This is a genomic window from Flavobacterium sp. ZB4P23 (assembly GCF_003970375.1).
Classification (GTDB): domain Bacteria; phylum Bacteroidota; class Bacteroidia; order Flavobacteriales; family Flavobacteriaceae; genus Flavobacterium.
The window spans coordinates 457958-480588 of sequence record NZ_RYDK01000001.1 but is presented as its reverse complement, the minus strand read 5'-3'; the positions used below and the strand labels follow the sequence as shown (position 1 = coordinate 480588).

The window sequence follows — 22631 nt, the reverse complement described above, 5'->3', positions numbered from 1 at the left end:
AACTGTTATCCTAATATTCTCAATATTTATTCAAAATATATTGCCTCATCAAAATGTTTTTTTATTTATTATTTCTTGACCAGCTTTTATAATTATGCCCCCAGATAGCAAAAAATAGAATAATGGAATAACAGGGAATTAAAATCCAATAACTACTTGTTGCTGCTGTTGCCAAAGCATCTGATTCATTTATTCCTTTAGCAATAAGCTCTTGTTTATTGGCATCAACCATTCTACCATATAATGGTGGAATAATTGCTCCACCTGAAATCGCCATAATTAATAAGGCTGACGCTGTCTTAGTGAATTTTCCTAATCCATCTAAAGTTAAAGGCCATATTGCTGGCCAAACCAGTGCATTGGCAATGCCTAATGATGCCACAAATAAAATAGACGTAAAGCCGGTGGTTAATAATATACAAACACTGAAAATGAGGCCTAATGCAGCACTAATTATAAGTGCAGTCCCTTGTTTTAAATATTTGGGTATTAAAAAAACTCCTAGAGCATAGGTACACACCATTGCTAATAAGGTTAAAGTTGTAAAGAACTTGGCGTCTGCAGCTGGGAAACCTAACGAAATACCATAGGCTATTATAGTATCTCCAGCTATAACTTCTGCCCCTATATAGACAAATAATGTTAAAACACCCAACCATAAATGAGGAAATTGAAAGATACTTTTTTTTGTTTCAGATCCTTCTTTTATCTCATTCACTTCAGCTGCTTCAACGTGAGGCAGAGGTGCTTTTCTAATTAATAATCCTAAAATTAATAATACTGTAGCCATTATTAAGTAAGGCATAAAAACACTGTCTGCCATAGTATCTAATAACACTGCTTTTTCTTCAATCGACGCGCTTCCTAATTTTTGTTTGACTTCATCTATTCCTGATAATAATAATGTGCCAAAAATCAAAGATCCTATTGCACCGGCTGTCTTATTGGCTATTCCCATAATGGCAATACGTTTGGCACCACTATCGATAGGTCCCAAAATTGTAATATACGGGTTCGCAGCTGTTTGTAATAAAGTCATCCCGACACCTTGAATAAAAATACCTGTTAAAAACACCCAGTAAGTTCTTGCCTCAGCCGCTGGAATAAATACTAAAGCGCCAATCGCCATTATTATTAATCCTAAAGACATTCCTTTTCTGTAACCTATCTTATTCAAAATATATGAAGCTGGTAAAGCCATTACTACAAATGAAATATAGGATGCCGATGCTACCAAATAGGATTGAGCATCGGTTAATTCATTGATAGTTTTCATAAATGGAATTAGTGCACCATTAATCCAGGTCACAAAACCAAATATGAAAAATAAGCCTGCTATAATTAGTATTGGGACTAAATTGTTTTTTGATTTAATACTATTACTCATATCTGTGAATTTTTAATTCTATTAGTTAATTAACGATGCTTTATGGTAAAATTCAATAGTCTCTTTCAAGGCATGATCTATAGAATACTGTGGTTTAAATCCTAGTTGAGTGAATTTTGAAGGATTTGCTTTTGAATGTTTAATATCTCCTGATCTTTCATCCAGAAATTTTATTTTTGATTTGGAGTTGGTTATTTCAATGATTTTTTCCGCTAATTCTAATATTGACGTGTTATGTCCTAGAGCCACATTATAGGTTTCATTCCCTTTTTGAGATGCCAAAATATTTGCTCTTACCACATCTTTTACATAAATAAAATCTCTAGTTTGTAAGCCATCTCCAAAAATGGTTATCGGTTTGTTTTGAAGTGCATTATTTATGAAAATTGGTACCGCTGCTGCATAGGCTGATTTTAAATTTTGTCTAGGACCAAAAACATTGAAATAACGTAATGAAGCAGTAGGAAGACCCCATTGATCTTGATACATTTTCAGATAAAACTCACCATCTAATTTTGTAACAGCATACGGAGTCATAGGTTCCGGAGTCATTGTTTCTATTTTAGGCAATATGGGATTGTCTCCGTAATTAGCCGCAGATGAAGAAAGTACTACTTTGCAATTTACATTCTTCTTTGCGGCCTCCAAAATATTTATTGTCCCCAATGTATTGATTTCAATACATTCGTTTATATTTAAAAGGGATTCCGGGACGCTTACCAAAGCCGCTAAGTGAAATATACCATTAGCACCTTGCACTAGTTCTTCCACAAGATTTTTATCCCTGATATCTCCTTTTTCAAATTGAACATTCAGCCCATTAATATTTTTTTCGAATCCCGTTCTTAAACTGTCCAAAACAATTACATGATGTCCTTTAGCGGATAAATATTCAGCAATGTGACTTCCTATAAATCCTGCGCCACCTGTTATTATATACTTCTTCATTTTTTTTAAATATTAGGAGTTATCTTTTCAGAATTATTAGTCATTCCAATTTAATACAGGATACTGTTTTTTTAGATAGGCCTTTACTTCAGCTATGTCTTCTTTTGCCGTTAAATCCGGTACGTGTTCAGAAAAAGGGATGCCAAATGTGGTATTTGGGTGTTCTTTTAATGCGTTTAAAAGTACGGTAGGTAATTCCTTTTCGTCTCTTTCAGGATGAACGGGACAGTTTTTTAGATAAGGATAGATAAGATCTCCTTTAAATTTAAAAGCATTCATGCTCACTCTTAACTTTCCCTCGGAATCTTTGTAACTCTCTAAATTAGCTGCAGTTGGTTTTTCAAGAATGTCAAATAATTGATTGTCATGGTCGAGTTTGGCAATGGCAAATCGAGAAATTCGTTCCGATGGAAATTCCATCGCATCTCTATTATAACTTATAAAAGCATTAGGACTATCTGTTTCTCTAAGCGCATAAAGTGCATCGACTGAATACAAGTTGTCGCTGTTGCAAACCGAGTAATCCAATGAATTCAGTTCCGGATATTGTTCTACAGCTTGAAATAATGCATCTGCAGTACCTAATGGTTTGGCTCTTCCTTCCGGAATATATTGAATAGCAAAAGAGATAGTTAAACCATGAAAATCATTGTATTTGTTTTCACTTCCGTAAAATTCTTTAAATAGATCACCCCGCTCACCAATAATAATATAGATATTTTTATACCCTGCTTTTTTCGCATTCAATAAAAGATAATCCAATAATGGTCTTCCATTTGGGCCAACACCAATTAATCCTTTACTTCTTTCATTCGCTTGCGCAATTTCTTCGTCACTCAAATTATCAACTGTAACTTGTTTTTTCATTCTGGAAGAAGCGCCGCCAGCCAAAATAATTAGATTGTCATGCATAATTAATTCTTTAAAATTTTAATGTTTTCTAGTATTCTCGCGCCAGGATCAACGGTTACCGTATAGGCTTCTATTGCCCCCGCAGTCAGTATTGCTGCCACTACTGGAGCTTCATTTCCCGGTTCAGCCAGTACTACAATACTACCGCCTCCACCTGAACCAACTATTTTTGCCCCATACGCCCCAGCTTTCAATGCAGCATTAATCATGGCATCAATTTTTGGCACAGTTATTTTTAATAAATCTCTTAAAACAGCGTGATGTTGATTCATTAAAGCACCAATCTTCTTTAAATCTGGAGTTGGTTTTTCAAATTCTTTTAAAGCCTCTTTTGTATAATGGTAATTCTTGATGGCAGCTTCAAAATAAGTAATCAATCGGTCTGGTAAATAATTATAGTATTTATCTAAATCTTCTATTTCGGATGTATTTAAATCAAAATCTTTAAAATTTTGTTTTATAATGTCAATTGCAATCAAGGCATTTCCTTTTAATTCTCCTATCAAACCAATGGTTTCTTTAGGTACCCCGGAAACACCGGTTATTAATCCTTTTAGTTCTGTTCCAATAATGGTATAAGAAAAAGGATCTTTGGTATTGATGTGTACAATATTGCCCACTCCGATGCTGTAATGATCCATCATTCCGCCTGGTTCTCCGTGCTCTAAAACTTCAGAAGCATACCCCATTTTTGCAATAAATTCCGGAGTAACTTCGGCATCAACTCCAAAAGCGGTAACCAAAAAATGAATCCAAGCCATTAATAAAGCCGATGAACTTGAGGTTCCGGAATTGATAGGAATATCTCCTTTTATGGTAATATCGTATCCTACAGTTGGAATACAACCTTGTCTTCTCAAAACTCTTAAGGAAGAGGCAAAATAATCTCGAGGTGCTAATTCTGAAAAAATACCGTGAATATCAATGACCCTAACTTCATTAATATCCTCCATGTTTAGTCTGAAAACTGAAGTGTCATTTTGAACTGCAGTTAATTTTATATTTAGATTGATTGCACATGCAATGACGGGCAAACCTAAATAGTCTTGATGATCTCCAAAGAGACACGTTCGTCCAGGAGCTAATGATATAATTTTTTTCACTTTTTAGAGATGTTAAAAACGCTGTATTAATAGTGTTTAATGCTAATTTTATTTATAATTCTAACTGTTTATTTAGTTTTACTTTACGAAACTATAGATTAAATTCTAATAAAACAAGTAAAAAACAATAAATGTGCTCGAACACACTTATTTCGTGTTGTCGAGCACATTTTTAAATTGTATGAAAAAATACGATCATAAAAAGATTATTACTAACAATGAAAGAATGTCAAACGTATAATTAGGTACTCATTCGTTAATTCAGTCTTACAAAAAAAAATAAAACCAAAGTTTTTATATATTTGCTCATTATGGATAAAAAATATACAATAAAGGATATTGCTAAATTAGCCGGTGTTTCGAAAGGAACTGTTGACAGAGTTTTGCACAAAAGAGGTAAAGTGTCACCAGCTGCTTTGGACAAAGTCAACGAAGTTTTAAAAGTAATTGACTACGAGCCAAACCTTATTGCTAGGAATTTAAAGAATAATAAAATTTATCGCATTTGTATTGTTCTTCCTGATCCCAAAATTGATACTTATTGGCATCCTTGCCTGAGTGGTATTGATGATGCGGTGAAAGAATTCAAAGCCTATAATTTGATTATTGAAACCTTTTACTTTAATCCGGAAAAAAAGAAATCCTTTTTAAAAACGAATAAAGAGGTATTGGAATTATCTCCGGACGCTGTTTTGCTAACGCCTTTATTCCATAAAGAAACTGTAGATGTTATCGAAGAATACAATTCGTTAAACATCATTGTAAATACTTTTAATAACCAAGTCGAGTCCAGTTTTGTAAAAAGTTTCGTTGGTCAGGATTTATTTAGAAGTGGACGAGTGGCAGCAAAATTAATAGATTCGATTACCGGTACCGGTCAAATTGCCATTGTTCATATTGATGAAACCTACAAAAATGCAATTCACATGCAGGAAAAGGAAAAAGGTTTTAGAAATTATTTTGATGAGAAAGAAAATTCTCCATACACGATTACCACTTTAAAATTAAAAAATCCAAATGTTGAGCTTAGTTGCAATACTTTCCTGAATGAAAATCCAGAGGTTACAGGAATTTTTGTTACTACTTCTAAATCGTATCAAATTGCTAAGGTAATTAGTGAATTTAAAGGTAAAAAAATTAGAGTGGTCGGTTATGATTTGATTGATGAAAATGTTACTTATTTGAATCAAGGCGTCATCGATTTTATGATTCATCAAAACCAGAAAAGACAGGCATATCTCGGAATAACCTCTTTGGTGGAACATTTTCTCTTTCAGAATGAAATTCCAAAAATGATTTTTTTGCCGATTGATATTGTGAACGCGGAAAATGCGGAGTATTATATTGAATAAAAAAAATTATTCTTTTAAAATAAAAACTCCGAAAGAAGATGCAATGTGGAAATTGGGAGTTTCCGTATTTGGGTTTACCCAAGTAATCCAATTAGGTTCATAACATTCATTTTGGGCTTTACTATATTTAGCCCTAAAAACACCGGTTTCAATAATGTTGTTTTTTATTAAATTAAGACTTTTCAAAGATTCGATACTAATTGATCCCTCAACCATAAAAGTATTAGCTTGTACAGATGATTTAACTACTAAATCATTTTTGGGCCAGTTCCAACTGAAATCGAAATTCTTATTAGGATACGCAATAAAATCCATTATTCGCCCAGAAGTGTCGATCTCTAAACAATAATAAGGATTCAGTCCATTATCAGTTCTGAAAAAGAGTTCAACTCTATCAGAAACTCCAATACTTTCAAAACTTTCATCTTGCTTTTCTATGTGGATTTCAGTATCTAAAACTGTAAAATTAAAAAATAATTTGTCTCGATTCCAAAGTGCTTTAAATGTAGTTTTAGTTACTTTTTTGGTATTCCACGGGGAACAAAAATCAGTTAAAATCTGGGCTTCAGTCCACGCTATGTCATCGCCTTTTCCGGAGACAGTCAGATCTTTGTTTTCAATTAAATGGACATTATATTCTTTCATTTCTGGAATCATTTTATGTGGTATTTAATATTTCTGTGAAACTGTGTTTGAACAGAAATTCTCGAAATATAGTTAAAAGAAATTTCAATGAATCTATTTATTCTTTTTTTAGCCTAATTATAAGTCTTACATTCATCTCTTAGCTGTTAAATTTAAAATTAAGTGATGGTAAATTGAGATTAAATGGTCAATTTATAGTGCGTAACATTGTTGAAGTTTTAGTTTTTAGTTTAAAAAATTCCGAATTTCTTGTTATTTAATGAGTATGTCCTTTTTTACTTGAAATAAATGATATGAAACCCCACAGGATTTTATAATTGAAAAACTAGAATTTTAGTACTAAAAAAACGTTTCGAGTATTTTTTGTGTGCTCGACAACACAAATAATATGTGTTCGAGCACATTATTTGTGTTTTTCCTTGTTTAATAAAAATATAATCTCTAGTTTCGTCATGTATTAAAAAATAATCAATCTTTTATTAGGTCAAAATTTAATGTTTTTGAAGATTATATCAAAGGCTGTATTTAGAAATATGCATAAAAAAAGAGGGTGGATTTAGACAAAAATTAGCTCAGTTAAGAAATTATAAATCAAATTTTTTAGAGTTCATTTTTGTCCATCAAAAAAACATACAAACAACACTTAATACTGAATAAACCAACAAACAATTATTAACTAAAACCATTTCAAGAGTATGAAATTATTAACCCAAAAAAAACCAAGGGGCTTAAGGATTAAAAGTATGACACACAAAGAAATTAAATTAACAATTCTTTCTTTTCTAGCTTTAACTTTTCAAGTTTCTACTGCTTCGACCATAAAGACAATCGCTTTATCCGAAACTAATGTATTATTAGTTCAGAAAGTTGTAAAAGGAAAAGTTACCGATGAAAGTGGAGCACCTCTTCCTGGAGCTAATGTGCTTATCAAAGGTACTACTATTGGTGTTCAAACTGATGCTGATGGTAATTTTGCTATTGATGTAGTAGGAAATAATAATACTTTAGTTGTTTCATTTATTGGAATGGAAGAACAAGAAATTGCTATTGGCAATGACCCATTAACTATTGTTTTAAAAGAAACCGGACAAAAATTAAATGAAGTCGTTATTGTTGGCTATAGTACGATTAAAAAAGAAAGTTTGACGGGTTCCTTACAAACAATTACCAATAAGAAGCTTACAGATGCTACAACTCCCTCTGTTGAAAATTTATTAGCAGGGAAAGCTACTGGAGTTTATGTAAATTCTGGATCTGGACAGCCTGGTGAAGCTGGTAAAATAATTATTAGAGGTAAAACAACTGTAAACGGAAGTACAGATCCTCTATGGGTTGTTGATGGAGTTATTGTAGGAAGTAGTGCCGGGAGCATTAATCCCATGGATATTGAAACTATGACGATTCTAAAAGATGCAGCCTCTACTGCTGTATACGGTTCTCAAGGGGCTAACGGAGTTATTGTGGTTACAACAAAAAGTGGAAAATCAGGCAAAGCAACTATTAATTTCTCGACGAAGATGGCTGCTACCACATTAAACACGGGTAATTTCAGCTTAATGAATGGAAATGAATTATATGACTTGTACGATTCTTTTTCGAACAAACAGGACTTTTCAACGGCATGGTGGTGGACTCCGGAACTGAGAAATAAAAACTTTGATTGGTGGGATAATGCCACAAGAACAGGTTTAGCAACCGATCATAACCTCTCTATAAGTGGTGGTAATGAGGATTTCAAAAGCTATGTTTCTCTGGGGGTGTATGATGAGACAGCAGCAATAAGAGGCTATGACTACAAACGGTATAATGCACTATTGAAATTTAGTTATAAAGTAAATAATTGGTTAACCATACGCCCACAGATAAACGCAACCCGCAGAGATGTTTTAAATAAACAACATTCAGTTGGTGCAATGTATGGTAATATGCCTTGGGATAACCCGTATTTAGCAGATGGAACTTTGGTAGGAAATCAACCAAATCCTACTTGGGTAAACACCACCGGATCAAACTATTTGTATGATTTACAATGGAATTACAGCGAGTCTGAAGCCTATGATATTCGAAGTAATTTTGATTTTGACATAAAACTTACGGATTGGCTGACTTTTGCCTCTGTAAACAGTTATATCTTTTCAAATTCAAATTCTACCTCCTATTCAGATCCACGTTCTTCCAGCGGATTAGCAGTAAAAGGAAGAATTGAGGATTATATGAGTTCGTATAATAGAGCCTATACCAATCAATTGTTCAAATTCAAAAAATCATTTGGAAAACATGATTTTAATGCCATCGCCGGCTATGAATGGAATGAATTTAATTCTAAAAATACAGTAGGAATTGCAACTGGATTTGCTCCGGGGTTTGTAGTGAGTGATGTGGCCTCGATTCCTGAAAGAGTGAGAGGAAGCAAAGCGCAATGGGCCGTACAATCATTATTATCGAATGTAAATTATACCTATGATAATAAGTACTTAGCACAAGTTTCGATTAGACGTGACGGAGCTTCAAATTTTGGGGTTAATTCACAATACGGGAATTTTTACTCTGTAAGTGGTGGATGGAATATTCATAAAGAAGCTTTTTTTAAAGCGGATTATATCACAAATTTAAAACTTAGAGCCAGTTATGGATCAGTAGGAAACAGACCAAACAGTCTTTATCCACACTATGCCCTGTATTCATTAACGACAGGGTACAATGAAAATCCAGGAGCCATAATTTCTCAAATTGCGAATCCTGATTTAAGTTGGGAAAAAACATATACGGCCGGTGTGGGTTTAGATATTTCGTTTTTAAGACGATTCAACCTGACTTTGGATTATTATGATAAAGATACTTCGGGTTTATTGTACCAAGTTCCTTTGCCAGGAGTTATTGGAGTGACTAGTATTTGGAAAAACGTAGGAGCAGTAAGCAATAAAGGTTTTGAAGCGGCACTTAATGTTGAAATTATTAATAATGAAGATTGGAGATGGGCTGTAGATGCTAATATTGGTGTGAATAAAAACAAAGTAACGAGTCTTTATGGCGAAAGACAACAAATCATCGTGAGAGATGGATCTGGTATTTCCGGTTCAGCTAATAAATTATTGACTCCCGGAAAGGATGTAGATACGTGGTACCTTACAGAATGGGCTGGTGTAGATCCAGAGAGCGGAAGACCACAATGGTTTGAAACCAATGCAGCAGGAGAACGCGTTAAAACCTTCAGTTATAGTGCCGCTTCAAAAACACCAATTGCTATGGGAGCGTATACGCCTTCATTTTTTGGTGGATTTTCAACGAATTTAAATTATAAGAGTTTTGATCTTGCTGCCATATTTACCTATTCAGTAGGAGGCGAAATTTATAATTATGCCAGAGCTGAATTTGATTCAGATGGAGCCTATACAGATCGCAACCAAATGAATCTTCACAGCGGATGGAGCCGATGGGAAAAACCAGGTGATATTGCTACGCATCCTCAAGCCAGTTATAACAATCAAAGTAACTCAAATAAAGCTTCGTCTCGTTTCTTAGAAACTGGAACCTATCTAAAAATGAGAAGCCTTTCTTTAGGATATAATCTAAATGTGGAGCGTTTTAATATTTCGAATCTTAGATTATTTGTAGCTGCAGAAAACTTATTTACAATTTCTCACTTCTCTGGAGTTGATCCTGAGATACCACCTAGTAATGGTCAAATAACAGGAGTTGCCACCTCAGTATATCCTCAGACACGCAAATTTGTATTAGGTCTTAATCTTACTCTTTAAAAAAAATAAATCATGAAAAAGATATTTATATTATTCATTACAATTAGTTTTTTATACTCTTGTGAACTGGAGAGAGAACCTTTTAATGCTTACACCGAGGACAAAATCCTTGCAGATAAGGAAGCGGCTGTCGAAGTACTTTTGAATGGGTGTTACGCACAACTTAAAGGTTGGTCAGATGTTATGCACAGAGTAGGGGAATATCCCGGAGATAATATCATGATAAGAGGAACTTCTACGGATGCTTTCTATTCCTTTATTTCGTACCAGCACATACCGGATAATGGAAGATTATCTGTTTTTTGGAACAACAGTTATAAAATTATTTCACAATCAAGTGACTTAATCAAAATTATTTCAGAAGGTGAAAATGCGCAAATTGACCAACAATTAGGAGAAGCCTACTACTTAAGAGGAATGATTTACTTCTATTTGTCTCGTACCTACGGTAGACCTTATGCACAATCCCCTGACTCTAATTTGGGAGTACCCATTGTAAACGGAATGCCTGCCGATATTGATAATTTACGTCTCCCAGACAGATCCACAATTAAAGACAGCTACCAACAAGCCATTAATGATTTGAAAAAAGCAGAAACGCTAATGACCGTAAAACGTAGTGCGACTTATGCAACCAGAGAGGCAGCGCAAGCAATGCTATCCAGAGTATACTTATACATGAGCGGAACGTACCAAAGTCCAAATCAAGAATATGCTACTCTTGCCATAGAATATGCTACAAAAGTAATTGCAAGTGGAAATTACAATTTACTTAGTAGAGCGGATTTTATGAAATACAATACCTTTGCTCCTGATGCTGCCGGACAAACGGAAACCATTTTTGCTGTTAAACGTGTGGCTTCAGAGTTCTCCGGATTCGATCACTATTATGGAATTGGCGGCATGTACGCCAATATTCAAGGACAAGGTTGGGGCGAAATGTATGCCAGTGCTAAATATTTAGATTTACTGCGCAAGTCTGGTCAAAAGAATGATGCTCGTTGGGCATTTATTAAACCACAATACGCACTGGATGCATCAGACAATAAAACAGAAGCCTTCCGTTTTGTCCATGATTCGTATAATACCAGCTCAGTACAAACAGGGTATAACTATTTGCAACAACCGCTTAAGCGTAATGCTGACGGTACATTTTACATTAATATTGGGACAGATAAATACGATCTAACTGTAGTTAATGCTGCTGAAAATAGTTATTCGATTGACTATAAAGGAAAAACATATGTTGGTGAAAAAGATTTTATGATGTTATTGAACCGTGTATATCCAATGTATTATATCACTAAATGTTCTTTACAGGATAACGATTCGCATCTTCATTCGCCAATCATTTCAAGACTATCTGAAATGTATTTGAATATGGCAGAAGCGTATGCAAAAAAAGGGGATTATCAAAATGCACGTATTAACCTAAATATAGTAAGAGAAAGATCAATTCCTGGTGCTGGATATACTTCATTAACGAGTGCCAATGCTATTCAATTTATTGATGAAGAACGTCAATTAGAATTAGCTTTCGAAGCACATAGAGGGTATGATGTATATAGAAACGGACAAACAATGACACGTCATTATCCGGGACCACATCGTGCCATGGAAGATATTCCTGCATCCAGTTTGCGTGTGATACAGTACATTCCTCAATCAGAAATAAATGCTTATCCTGGAACGCTGACCCAAAATCAATAATAAAAGGTTAGAATGAGGTTGTAAAAACGTCCATTTGGTTAAGAATAAAAGGGGTCAGAAAAGGGAAATACCGAACATAAAAAGTATAAAAATTATAGATGAAAAAAAAATTCTTTACAAACCTATTAGTAATCTTAGTATTGATTCCACTTACTTCTTGTAGCGGTAATGAAAAAAATGATACTATTGTTGGGGATGATTCTAAAATGATATCCGAAATTTCTCTGCCTCTTGGTGGAAATGCTTTTAGTTCAACTCCCTTTGCGGAAGTTGAAACCATTACAAAAAATGGAATCGAGTATTGGACCAATTCAGAAGAATATTTTACTGCTTACTTTCGAATTTCTGAGCCGGGAGTGTTCGAATTTTCAATAAATAAGGATTCATTGGTAGTTCTGGGAAAAGCAACTTTAGAATTCACCATTAACGACGAATCCAAAAGTATTGAATTCAACGACACCAAAAAAAATTCTTACCCAATAGGACGTTGGGAAATTACGGAACCGGGTTATGTTGCTTTAAAAATAAAAGGGATCAGCAAGAATAAAAGTCATTTCCCTTCTATTTCAAGAGTAACAATTAACAGCTCGATTGCGAAAGATAAAATTGCATTTGTTCAAAATGACGAAGCTAGTTTTTATCATTGGGGAAGAAGAGGTCCTTCTGTACATCTAAATTATCAAGTACCTGAAAAAGTAAATGCCGAATGGTATTACAACGAAGTTACTGTACCAAAAGGACAAGATATTATAGGGTCTTATTATATGGCAAATGGGTTTGCAGAAGGATATTTTGGTATACAGGTTAACTCGGATAAAGAGCGTAGAGTATTGTTCTCCGTTTGGAGTCCATTTGTAACGGATGATCCAGCAACCATTCCAGATTCCAAAAAAATTAAACTTCTTAATAAGGGAGAAAACGTAACGACGGGTGAATTTGGAAATGAGGGTTCCGGCGGACAAAGTTATTTGAAATACAATTGGATCGCAGGGAACACCTATAAGTTTTTACTTCGTGGAATTCCTCAAAATGATAATTCAACGACCTATACCGCTTACTTTTTTGCCCCCGAATTAAATAAATGGCAATTAATCGCCAGTTTTAACCGTCCCGAAACCAATACTTATCTAAAACGATTTCATTCGTTTTTAGAAAATTTTTCTCCGGAACAAGGAAATAAATCTCGAGAAGTCTTGTTCAATAATCAATGGTATTGTGATGCTACCGGAAATTGGACAGAGATTAACTCCGCAAAATTCACAACAGACAACACGGGTACTAAAGGGTACCGTATGGATTATTCAGGTGGTTTGCTAAATAACGAATCATTCTATTTGAAAAACGGAGGCTTTTTTAATAATTTTACCAAAGCTCAAAGTGTTTTTACAAGACCGTTACATCAGAAGAAACCTGTTATTGATTTTAGTAAATTACCATAGAGATTACTCACGGTTTAAGCTAACACAACAAATAGTAAAATAGTGCAGAATGGGTAATCTACAGTTTGATTATCTTCCTTTTTTTTAATAAATAAATTAAATTATGAAAACTAGTATTTTTAAATTGCTACTTATTTCCTTTCTTTTTCTAGGATGGGCCAATGTATCGGCTCAAATGATTAAAACTCCGGCTCCAAAACGAGATAAAGGACAAACCGATGTCTTGCGTCTTGCAACAGCTCCCATTCCTAATGTGCGTATTGCGTTCATAGGTTTAGGCATGCGTGGTCCAGGTGCAGTAGAACGTATGACACATATTCCTGGCGTTGAAATTGTGGCTTTATGTGATATGACACAAGAAAACACTTCTAAAGCAAATGAAATTCTTACTAAAGCGGGGCTTCCAAAAGCGAAAGAATTTTTTGGAGATGAAAATGCTTGGAGAAAAGTAACTGCTCTTCCTAATGTAGATCTTGTATATGTAGCAACCGATTGGAAAAACCATGCGAAAATTGGCGTTCAAGCCATGAAAGATGGTAAAAACGTAGCTATTGAAGTTCCTGGAGCAATGACCATGGAAGAAATTTGGGATCTGATTAATACTTCCGAAAAAACACGCAAGCATTGTATGCAGCTTGAAAATTGTGTGTACGATTTCTTCGAATTGACGACATTAAATATGGCGCAACAAGGATTGTTTGGAGAAATCCTGCATGCCGAGGGATCTTATATCCACGGACTTCAACCTTTCTGGGGTGAGTATTGGAACAACTGGCGTATGGATTATAATAGAAAACACCGTGGCGATATTTATGCAACGCATGGAATGGGACCGGCTTGTCAAGCATTGAACATTCACCGCGGAGATAAAATGAACTATTTGGTTTCTATGGATACTAAAGCCGTTGGTAATCCTGCGTATATTAAAGAAAAATCAGGAATAGAAGTAACGGACTTTAGAAATGGGGATCACACAATGACTATGATTCGTACCGAAAAAGGAAAAACAATCCAAATTCAACATGATGTAACTTCACCACGCCCTTACAGCCGTATGTACCAACTTAGCGGAACAAAAGGGTTTGCTAATAAATACCCTGTTGAAGGATATGCTTTGGATTCAAAAGCGATAGGTTCAGATATTGCACCAAATCATGAAAACTTGAGTGCACACAAGTTTGTTCCTGAAGACGTGAAAAAAGCATTAATGGAAAAATACAAGCATCCTATTGTAAAAGAAATTGAAGAGCAAGCAAAAAAAGTAGGCGGTCACGGTGGAATGGATTTCATCATGGATTACCGCTTGATTTATTGTTTACAAAATGGACTTCCATTGGATATGGACGTTTATGACTTGGCTGAATGGTCTTGTCTTGGACCACTAACGGAAATTTCCTTGGATAACAGTTCTGCACCAGTTGAGATTCCTGATTTCACTCGTGGGGGTTGGCAAAAATTGAAAGGTTTAGAGTTTTCTAAATAAAAATTAATTTTAAAATCATTCAAAAAGAGGATTATGACATAAAGTAGTTTATAAAGTTGATTATTAAATGACATTATAAATGAATGCAGAATACGATTTGGGTGGTGGATTGAGATAATAATAACAATAGTTTCAAAGGATACTATTCAGTAATGGGTGTAAATTTAAAATAAAGGGGTTTAACTTTTTAATTAAAGTTGAATCCCTTTACTTTTAATAGTTAAACAATTAAAATACTAAAACATACTTAATGCATATCATCAAACTGTCAGATGAATTGGTCCGTAAAAATATAGCATTTGCCGCAGATCATAACCCATTACAATTGAGGATTAATACCATCACGGTCCAAAAATGAAGAAATTTAAAAATTCACCTTTAACACCAAAATAGAAACGGTCAACGAAAAACCTCCCTTTAAAATTCAGTTGATATAAGATGTTTGGGTGTTAATGGGTATTACAAATAGTAATGGCTGAATACTAAAGGTAAAGCATAAAAAATATGAATTAAGTTTGCCCAACGAAGTACTTCTTGTCTTTGCAGGATTATATTCCAATTGGGTAAATAAAGAAACCGGAGAAATAAAAAACATATACACCATACTAACCACCGAAGTCAATACACTTTTGTCTGTAATACACAATCGTAAAAAAAGAATGTTTTAAACCGTAATAATGAATCCAGATAGTTGAATTATGAGCTAATAGAGTACTTTGCATTTCTCTATTAGGCAAATTTAATCGCTGTTAAATGATGAAGGCATCATTGACAACATTACTGGAAAACATGCCAGGTTTTTAATTCTACTATAGGTTCTTCATCGCGTGCAATCAAGCGGTCTCTCTGCGGTCGTTCTCTTTGTTCCGTTCGGCAGCTCCAGTCGGTCAACCTTACAGTTTTATAAGAACATTTTTTTGAAATAAGCAATTATTATTTCAATTCATTAGTTAGGTTTCCCTCCATTCCGCAGACACTTCACAGCACAAAAAAATAAGGCAGCCAAAAAATAGGCAACCTTATTTTTTCCGCTGTTCGTTCCTCATCTTCACACGTTCTCTACCCTGCGTTCGGCAGGGCTATTACATCCACAATACCGCTTCATTCCGTTACACTCCGCAGGCTACGTTCCACTGCATTCCAGCAGTATCATGTCTGTCGCCCTTTATTTTTTCAGCGGTGGCGCTCTTCGCACAGCCATCGGGGTTGGCACCGTTCCGTAAAAACGTCACTTCGCCCTAAATCAAGGAACGCCTGCGGCTGTCTTCTATTTTTTCCCCACCGTTTCACGCTCTTCTTCCTTCATTTTGCGTCTCGTTCCTCACCAGCTGCAATTCTCGGCTTCAGGTGGCTGTTCGATTGCCGCAACCCCGCCACTGCGCTCCTCGATAAATAATGATTTCCGCTATCGCTACAATCATCATTTTCTGCGGTGCTTGGGGGTGTTTGATTGCCTTGCGAGAGAAACGAAGCAATCACAATAACGCCCACAGAAAAACCTCAACAAAACGATATTGCAATTTTTTGAAAAGAAAAAGAAAAAAATCCAGCAAACATAGCATCCATTCCTCACTTTCAGTCGGTCGTTCCTCCCTCCATTTTCGTTCGTCATTTCTGCTGATTAAATAGCTTTCTTTTTTTCTCTTTTTTCTTTTCAAAAAATTAAGGTCGAATCTTTAAAACCAATACGCCACGGCGAATTTCATCATTAAAACACACAAAAAAATGCAGTTTATAAAGCTAACCAAATCTTTATTCTCAACAAAGGGATGAATAGTGGCAAATGGAGCGTAGCGGAATTCACCAATACTAAAAAAAAAATATTAACGCATTGGTAATCCTCAAAAAGAACCTTGTACAAATAGTTTTGTAATACTATTTCAAAATGAAGGAGCAACCGAAACAGTATACTGGTTGGCTTACAGTTTATGGAAAGCAAGATTCTGGGACCAATCTCTGGTTGAGTCCGTAATTCCTTTTTTACGAATCGACGATTTTAAAAAAGATTTTAACTCAAAAGTAGATGAAATGCTGCAGGAACACGAGCTGCACAAAAAAATTGTTAAAGCTTTAAAAATACTGGAATTTAATGAAGAACAATTTTACAAAAACATCAAATTGATTAATGATATAAGAAAAGCTATGTTGCGAAATTATTGCAAATAGTCTGACCACACTAGTCACGCATTTAAATACACTATAAGTCCTATTTGATTTTACATTATAGACAAATTAATAAAACTATTATAAGCACTTATATGTAAATGAAAAAAAGTACGAATTTTTATTAAAAAAGGTGTTCAAGAAATAGATTACTGATATGGTATTTGTTTTACTCAAATCAATGCAAGCATAAAATAGTAACTATCGGAATGTTTTTTTATTTACCTGTTCAATTAGAAGCTTGGTTAAATTTAAAAACGTTAAGGATTAGTTAACGTTTAGATAATCCTGTTGCGTTACTGTTGATATATTTTTGGCCCGATAAAAACCACTTAAAAAATTATGAAAAAAATTAAATTATTATTTAGCATTGTCCTTTTTGGGCTTATAGCTAATTCTTGTGCAACCGAGGAACTCGTTTATTCCGTTCCAGAAACTAAAAATTCAAACCAACTTTCAAAAATTTACACCGGCTTTCCTGAAACATTTGAATCAGGAAGCAAAACTTCTTATGTTGCGGCAGACGTAACTTTACCAACAGGTATCTGGAATTTGAACGATGCGTTAATAGGTACCCTTTCTGGCGACAGAAAAAACGGTGCTAAGTCAATTCGTATTCGAAATATAGGAACTGTTACAATGAAGTTTAATAGTATTAACGGTGCTTCAAGTGTTTCTGTTTTACATGCAAAGTATGGAACTGATGCTTCAAGTTCATGGGAACTTTGGTATTCCATTAACAACGGAAGTAGTTGGACTAAAACAGGAAGTACAATTACGACCTCTTCAACCACATTGCAAACTGCCACATTTCCAATGGCGATAAAGGGAAATGTTCGTTTTGAAATCAGAAAAATATCGGGTGGTACAAATCGTATCAATATTGATGATATGACTATTGATGATAATGGTGCTCTTATTAGCGGTGTTTTTCCGGAAACATACGAATCAGGAAGTAAAACCTCTTATACTCCTGCTGCTGTAACGCTTTCTACAGGGAGCTGGTATTTTGACAATGCATTAATAGGAACATCTGCAAGCGATGCGAAAAGTGGTACTCAATCAGCAAGGATAATCGACACCGGTAAAATTACGATGCAGTTTGATGTTACAACCGGTGCTTCAAGTGTAGATATTAAACATGCTACATACGGAACTGATGCTTCCAGCACATGGGAACTTTGGTATTCCAACAATAGCGGCAGTAGCTGGACTCAGACAGGAAGTAGCATTACTACTTCTTCTACTACATTGCAAACTGCAACTTTTCCAATGATTGTTCAGGGAAATATTCGTTTTGAAATCCGTAAAATTACTGGAACAGCTATTCGTATTAACATTGACGATTTTTCGATTACAGCTTACAATGGTACAGGAGGAAGTGGTACTGGTGGTGTTGATGGAGACCACATAGCTATGGGTAACCCTAGTGGTGCAACTACTGATATAACCAATGAAAATAATTATTTAATGGAGAAAGTGCAGTATAAACTTTCATACAATCGTTCGAAAGCAACTGCTAACTGGGTAAGCTGGCATTTAGATCCGTCATGGACAGGAGCTGCACCACGCCAGGATGATTTCAGAGCTGACACTACCTTGCCTTCAAGTTGGTATCAGGTAGGCTCTACAAGCTACTCTGGTAGCGGTTTCGACAGAGGTCATGAATGCCCTTCGGCTGACAGAACTTCTTCTGTTGCTGATAACTCTGAGACCTTCCTAATGACGAACATGATTCCTCAGGCACCTGTTAATAACCGACAAACCTGGGCTAACCTCGAAGCGTATGGCAGAACACTTGTAAGCCAAGGTAATGAAATCTATATAATTATGGGATGTTATGGTGTTGGTGGAACAGGTTCTGCCGGCAGTGCAAACACAATTAATAATGGCAATATAACTGTTCCAAGCAATATTTGGAAGATACTTGTTGTACTTACTCAGGGTACCAATGATGTTGGCAGAGTAACTACAAGCACTCGTGTAATTGCAGTTAATACTCCTAATATAAACACTACAGGTGCATGGGGAACCTACCGTACAAGTGTAGATGCAATTGAAGCCGCAACAGGATATGATTTATTGAGTAATTTGTCTACTTCAATTCAGTCAACTATTGAAGCAACGGTTGATAACGGACCAACAAAATAATTTTTATTGAAATCAGGGTATTAAAAATCCTCGTAAGTTTTTAAGGCTTCTGAAAAACATACCTTATTACAATAAAGAGTTGCTTTTAGAAAAAACGCTTGTTACGGATCTTTAAGATACTATTACAAGCGTTTTTCTTTTTGTAGCTGTTTTTATTGTAAAATTTATTTCGCAACATTTCTTCAAGTGGCTAATTCTCGTTGCTATTTTTTTTAAAAATTGCTTGTCTCTTTTAATTAACATCTTCTGTAACAATTAAAAATAATCTTTTTATTTTTCGCCACGATAATTAACTGCAAAAAATAAACTAAAAAAAAGCCTGATCTCACGACCAGACTTTCAAATAAATTCGAGAAAAGGTTACCAAGCCAAACTCCAATTATTTTTTTTTAATTTTTGTCAATCCTTTTAAAAGGAGCGAAATTAGGAAACTAATAATAGCTCCAATTACCGCTAAGATAATCGTTTTTAGAATATCTTCAGAAACAATATTTGGCATCACACTCAATAAAGTTCCGGACGCGGTTCCAATTGATAAAGTGTTATTTGATTCCATCTCGCGGTAAATATTGATTGTCTTTTTTCAACCGATTGATGATGGCCTGCTCTCGGTTGGCCTCATCGTCTACCGTAATTTGACTGATTACCGAAATGACACCTCCCGCAAGGGCTGCATATCCGGCAATACTGACAAAAACTACTGGTAATGTTACCGGAGCTGCAATGATACTGCCACTGATGGTCAATAAAGCCAATCCAATACTTCTCAAAACCCGGAAGAACTTCGGGGTAGGTGCTTTTGCACGTTCAACTATATTCATAATTTCTTTACTTGTTTTAAGCCTTATCATCCTGAGCGGAGTCGAAGGATTAGATTGGATTTTTATTTTCACTTCTTCATTATAGACCAAAGCTTTATAAACTAACGCTTTTAACTTTTCTAACGCTTTTCGGGAAAAACTTCCTTTCCCTATTCCTGTGTGCAGTGTTACAGTTGCGATACAACCCAATAATTCCGTTTTAGCATCATTGGCGGGATGGATTAAGATCAAATCTCTCCCCGGAACATTTTTCAAATGCAAGTGCCATTGGAACTTGGGGCTAAACCGCTTCTGTAAGATATATTCTCCCTCGGGAATGCAAGAAATACGCTTTCGGTTTCCCAACCAGGGCAATTCGATGGTATAACAAACTAAGGTGCCGTTCCATTCTAAAGCCCCTTGCGTTCCCTCAGGGAAATACGTCCTATTCAACACTAAAACCATCTTACAGACCGCTCACTTGAACCAAAGCCAATGGATTGAAAGAGCCATTTTTCAACGGATACATTCTACCATTTACCTCTTGAAAGAATTCAAGGCCTAAAGCCAAAAACAATGGTTTTGTGCTGCCCGGAGTAACCGGATTGACATGATTGATAGCAACAGTTTGATTCGAATCCCAAGGTAGAATATCCGTTTCCGAAGTAGCAACGACAAAGGTTTCTGCTTCAAAATCAATTTCCGCACCTGCTGATATGATTTTGAAATGAGTAGTTCCACTTGCAGCCGCAATCATGTTCGCAGGTACAAACGGCAATAAATCAACCATAATATCACCCGTAGCACGGTCAATCGTCCCCACAAAAGGAGCAAATAAAGCAGTGCCCAGCTTTCCTCTAATGTTAAATTCGAAACCAGCAAGCAATTCTGCCTCTCCATCAATCACATTTCGCAATCCACGCTCACTTACCATATCCGCCTGAATGACTTTAATCATAGATTGAGTCAATCGGCTTACCATTCTGCTATCAGCAGAATTAATGAGTAAAGTTCGCATTGCAGTTCGTAACGTTTTACCCGCCTTCCCAGCTCTTCCAAATTCGGCTCCATTCTCACGCGTTCTCTGGAACGCAGGATCGCTCGCAATTCTGCTTGCATCAATGCCGCCTTTTTCACGTGCTAAATGCCCATCTTTGGTTTTGTAAAAAGTAATATCGCCGATAGTACCTTTCAATTTAATAATGCCTTTTTGTCTAGCCATAATTCCTAAAATTTTAAATTAATAATTGTTTCAAATTCCCTCAATCATCATCCTGTTGCAACATCTTTCGATTGATTTCTAAACAAATTTTAAGCTATTAAGTGAGATAAAAAAGAGGTTCCTATTCCATATGTCACTTTCTGACACAAATGGCAGAAAATGATCCAAATATCCATTCACAACCACCATTGACAGGAGTAAATTTCCGCTTCTAAACCAAAGGAATTATTTACTATTTTTATGGAGTGCCAGAAGTTGAACCACAAAGGTATCAAGTTAGGCAAAGCCCAATCAAAGCTATAGATAGAGTATGAGATCCAAAAACAAGAGACTATGTATCTACCCTAAGGACATACAACGCATAACAGGAAAGAGTTATCGCCAAAGCATTAGACTACTTCAAAAAATGAGAATTAAGTTAAACAAACTAGAGGATGAGTTCGTGTCCATTGAAGAATTTTGCCAATTTACGAGCCTGAAAATTGAACAAGTTGAACCTTTAATAATTGGATAGAATTTATGTTTTAGGCAACTAAATTTTGAACCAATGCCTGTTCAAAAAAAAATGGTTAACCGGTTCAAATTATGACAATTAATCATTAATTCCAGAGAAAAAACACTTATATTTGGTAATTGAAATTTAGAACAATTTGCTAACATATTGAGAGGTGTCAGTTGAGGTGTCACTTAAAATAAAAGCTTTGCGAAGCCTTATTTTACGGCACTTTAGAAAAACAAACAACTCCCTCTTTCTCCGCCAGTAGAAAAACAAATGGTATCAAAACCCCGTAAATCTTATGATTTACGGGGTTTTTGCTTTTACGTATTATTCAAATTATTCATCTAATCTCATTCTTAACGAGACAAAATCGAGACCCTACAATAATTCAAAAATCAGGGTCTCGCTAAATCAACTTGAAAATTTCAAACAACCTGTTCAATGGCTAGTTTATCACTAGTCCACTATTTAAACATCTTGTTTGATATCCTTTAGAAATCTAAATTGAATACTAATTAAAAGGCTACCGCAATGAAAACAAAAGTATCTATTCTCTTTTACGCAAAGAGAGCCAAAGCTAGTGTAAACGGTCTAGTACCTATCTACACTCGAATTACTGTAAATGGCTAAAGAATTGAATTGAGTAGAAACAGATAAATGGTCCACGGAAGCTGGCAAAATGAAAGGCACTTCTAATATTGTACCATATAAAGGTACTCCTCCAGTTGCAAGACCTATTGTAGTATATGGTGAATCCGAAGAAGTACTTATTCCTAAAATAGAAAGCATAATCGAGCACTACAAAATTTTTGATCTAAAAAACACCTGTATTTTAGAAAGAGATTATAACTTAAGGAATCTGTTATCTCGAAAAAATATAAAGGTAGAATCGGATTTCATTCTGAGTTTGAAAGGGTTGAAAAAAGAATGTGTGATTTGGTCAACATATATTCCTTTAGAATTTGAAAAAGAAGCATTTGAATTTGCATACACTATTATTACGAGGACATCAGGGGTGCTAATCATTGTAATTACTGAACAATAGGTATGTAAAAAAGG

General features: G+C 35.2%; 17 protein-coding genes. 9 read left to right on the top strand and 8 right to left on the bottom strand.

The annotated features are described in order from the left end of the window. Positions 1-61: 61 nt before the first annotated feature. From EKL99_RS01980 to EKL99_RS01965, 4 genes are read right to left on the bottom strand one after another with little or no spacing between them, the layout of a single operon-like run. Entirely contained in the window at positions 62-1387 is a 1326-nt protein-coding gene (locus tag EKL99_RS01980) for a sugar MFS transporter (RefSeq protein ID WP_126515710.1), read from the bottom strand. A 21-nt stretch (positions 1388-1408) separates the two neighbouring features. Then, positions 1409-2335, bottom strand: a complete 927-nt coding sequence (locus EKL99_RS01975; RefSeq protein ID WP_126455259.1) for an NAD-dependent epimerase/dehydratase family protein — start codon at positions 2333-2335, stop codon at positions 1409-1411. Between the two features lie 36 nt (positions 2336-2371). Then, complete coding sequence (locus EKL99_RS01970) at positions 2372-3247, bottom strand: sugar phosphate nucleotidyltransferase (protein WP_126515708.1); 876 nt, start codon at positions 3245-3247, stop codon at positions 2372-2374. Positions 3248-3249: 2 nt separating this feature from the next. Beyond that, positions 3250-4350 (bottom strand): galactokinase family protein, encoded by a 1101-nt coding sequence (locus EKL99_RS01965; protein ID WP_126515707.1) that lies wholly within the window; start codon positions 4348-4350, stop codon positions 3250-3252. A 311-nt stretch (positions 4351-4661) separates the two neighbouring features. Here EKL99_RS01965 and EKL99_RS01960 point away from each other — a divergent pair, with 311 nt between their 5' ends. Continuing rightward, entirely contained in the window at positions 4662-5702 is a 1041-nt protein-coding gene (locus EKL99_RS01960) for a LacI family DNA-binding transcriptional regulator (RefSeq protein WP_126515706.1), read from the top strand. 6 nt (positions 5703-5708) lie between these two features. Here EKL99_RS01960 and EKL99_RS01955 read toward each other — a convergent pair whose 3' ends face one another. Continuing rightward, positions 5709-6359 carry a sugar-binding protein gene (locus EKL99_RS01955; RefSeq protein ID WP_231507354.1) on the bottom strand — a complete coding sequence of 217 codons (651 nt, stop codon included), beginning with the start codon at positions 6357-6359 and terminating at the stop codon, positions 5709-5711. A gap of 731 nt (positions 6360-7090) precedes the next feature. On the opposite strand from EKL99_RS01955, the gene EKL99_RS01950 reads away from it, so the two are divergent. From EKL99_RS01950 to EKL99_RS01920, 7 genes are all read left to right on the top strand, one after another. Next, positions 7091-10105, top strand: coding sequence for a TonB-dependent receptor (locus tag EKL99_RS01950; protein WP_231507353.1), 3015 nt, complete (start codon positions 7091-7093; stop codon positions 10103-10105). Positions 10106-10117: 12 nt separating this feature from the next. After that, complete coding sequence (locus EKL99_RS01945; protein WP_126455249.1) at positions 10118-11815, top strand: RagB/SusD family nutrient uptake outer membrane protein; 1698 nt, start codon at positions 10118-10120, stop codon at positions 11813-11815. A gap of 98 nt (positions 11816-11913) precedes the next feature. Beyond that, positions 11914-13254, top strand: coding sequence for a DUF3472 domain-containing protein (locus tag EKL99_RS01940; protein ID WP_231507352.1), 1341 nt, complete (start codon positions 11914-11916; stop codon positions 13252-13254). A gap of 103 nt (positions 13255-13357) precedes the next feature. After that, a complete protein-coding gene (locus tag EKL99_RS01935; RefSeq protein WP_126455247.1) occupies positions 13358-14737 on the top strand; it encodes a Gfo/Idh/MocA family protein in 1380 nt (459 codons plus the stop codon). Positions 14738-15216: 479 nt separating this feature from the next. Next, on the top strand, positions 15217-15405 hold the full coding sequence (locus tag EKL99_RS14835) for an SOS response-associated peptidase family protein (RefSeq protein ID WP_126569112.1): 189 nt from the start codon (positions 15217-15219) through the stop codon (positions 15403-15405). Between the two features lie 1246 nt (positions 15406-16651). Further along, entirely contained in the window at positions 16652-16903 is a 252-nt protein-coding gene (locus EKL99_RS14580) for a hypothetical protein (RefSeq protein WP_231507351.1), read from the top strand. 339 nt (positions 16904-17242) lie between these two features. Further along, positions 17243-19051, top strand: a complete 1809-nt coding sequence (locus tag EKL99_RS01920; RefSeq protein ID WP_197037194.1) for a DNA/RNA non-specific endonuclease — start codon at positions 17243-17245, stop codon at positions 19049-19051. A gap of 379 nt (positions 19052-19430) precedes the next feature. Here EKL99_RS01920 and EKL99_RS14490 read toward each other — a convergent pair whose 3' ends face one another. From EKL99_RS14490 to EKL99_RS01905, 3 genes are read right to left on the bottom strand one after another with little or no spacing between them, the layout of a single operon-like run. After that, entirely contained in the window at positions 19431-19607 is a 177-nt protein-coding gene (locus EKL99_RS14490) for a hypothetical protein (RefSeq protein WP_197037193.1), read from the bottom strand. Beyond that, positions 19594-20304, bottom strand: a complete 711-nt coding sequence (locus EKL99_RS14830) for a DUF5675 family protein (protein WP_370453896.1) — start codon at positions 20302-20304, stop codon at positions 19594-19596. Before EKL99_RS14830 ends, EKL99_RS14490 begins: the two co-directional genes overlap by 14 nt. A gap of 13 nt (positions 20305-20317) precedes the next feature. Then, positions 20318-21073: a hypothetical protein gene (locus tag EKL99_RS01905; RefSeq protein WP_126576290.1), complete on the bottom strand. Its 756-nt coding sequence runs from the start codon at positions 21071-21073 to the stop codon at positions 20318-20320. A gap of 1178 nt (positions 21074-22251) precedes the next feature. Here EKL99_RS01905 and EKL99_RS01895 point away from each other — a divergent pair. Continuing rightward, positions 22252-22617 carry a hypothetical protein gene (locus tag EKL99_RS01895; RefSeq protein ID WP_126576289.1) on the top strand — a complete coding sequence of 122 codons (366 nt, stop codon included), beginning with the start codon at positions 22252-22254 and terminating at the stop codon, positions 22615-22617. The last annotated feature ends 14 nt before the right edge of the window (positions 22618-22631 follow it).

What these genes read in the sequence shown, in the direction of transcription:
- EKL99_RS01945 (WP_126455249.1), top strand. Translation starts at nt 10,118, where the DNA reads ATGAAAAAGATATTTATATTATTCATTACAATTAGTTTTTTATACTCT.
- EKL99_RS01980 (WP_126515710.1), bottom strand. Translation starts at nt 1,387, where the DNA reads ATGAGTAATAGTATTAAATCAAAAAACAATTTAGTCCCAATACTAATT.
- EKL99_RS01920 (WP_197037194.1), top strand. Translation starts at nt 17,243, where the DNA reads ATGAAAAAAATTAAATTATTATTTAGCATTGTCCTTTTTGGGCTTATA.
- EKL99_RS01975 (WP_126455259.1), bottom strand. Translation starts at nt 2,335, where the DNA reads ATGAAGAAGTATATAATAACAGGTGGCGCAGGATTTATAGGAAGTCAC.
- EKL99_RS01970 (WP_126515708.1), bottom strand. Translation starts at nt 3,247, where the DNA reads ATGCATGACAATCTAATTATTTTGGCTGGCGGCGCTTCTTCCAGAATG.
- EKL99_RS01955 (WP_231507354.1), bottom strand. Translation starts at nt 6,359, where the DNA reads ATGATTCCAGAAATGAAAGAATATAATGTCCATTTAATTGAAAACAAA.
- EKL99_RS01940 (WP_231507352.1), top strand. Translation starts at nt 11,914, where the DNA reads ATGAAAAAAAAATTCTTTACAAACCTATTAGTAATCTTAGTATTGATT.
- EKL99_RS01935 (WP_126455247.1), top strand. Translation starts at nt 13,358, where the DNA reads ATGAAAACTAGTATTTTTAAATTGCTACTTATTTCCTTTCTTTTTCTA.
- EKL99_RS01960 (WP_126515706.1), top strand. Translation starts at nt 4,662, where the DNA reads ATGGATAAAAAATATACAATAAAGGATATTGCTAAATTAGCCGGTGTT.
- EKL99_RS14490 (WP_197037193.1), bottom strand. Translation starts at nt 19,607, where the DNA reads ATGGAATCAAATAACACTTTATCAATTGGAACCGCGTCCGGAACTTTA.
- EKL99_RS01950 (WP_231507353.1), top strand. Translation starts at nt 7,091, where the DNA reads ATGACACACAAAGAAATTAAATTAACAATTCTTTCTTTTCTAGCTTTA.
- EKL99_RS01905 (WP_126576290.1), bottom strand. Translation starts at nt 21,073, where the DNA reads ATGGCTAGACAAAAAGGCATTATTAAATTGAAAGGTACTATCGGCGAT.
- EKL99_RS01895 (WP_126576289.1), top strand. Translation starts at nt 22,252, where the DNA reads ATGAAAGGCACTTCTAATATTGTACCATATAAAGGTACTCCTCCAGTT.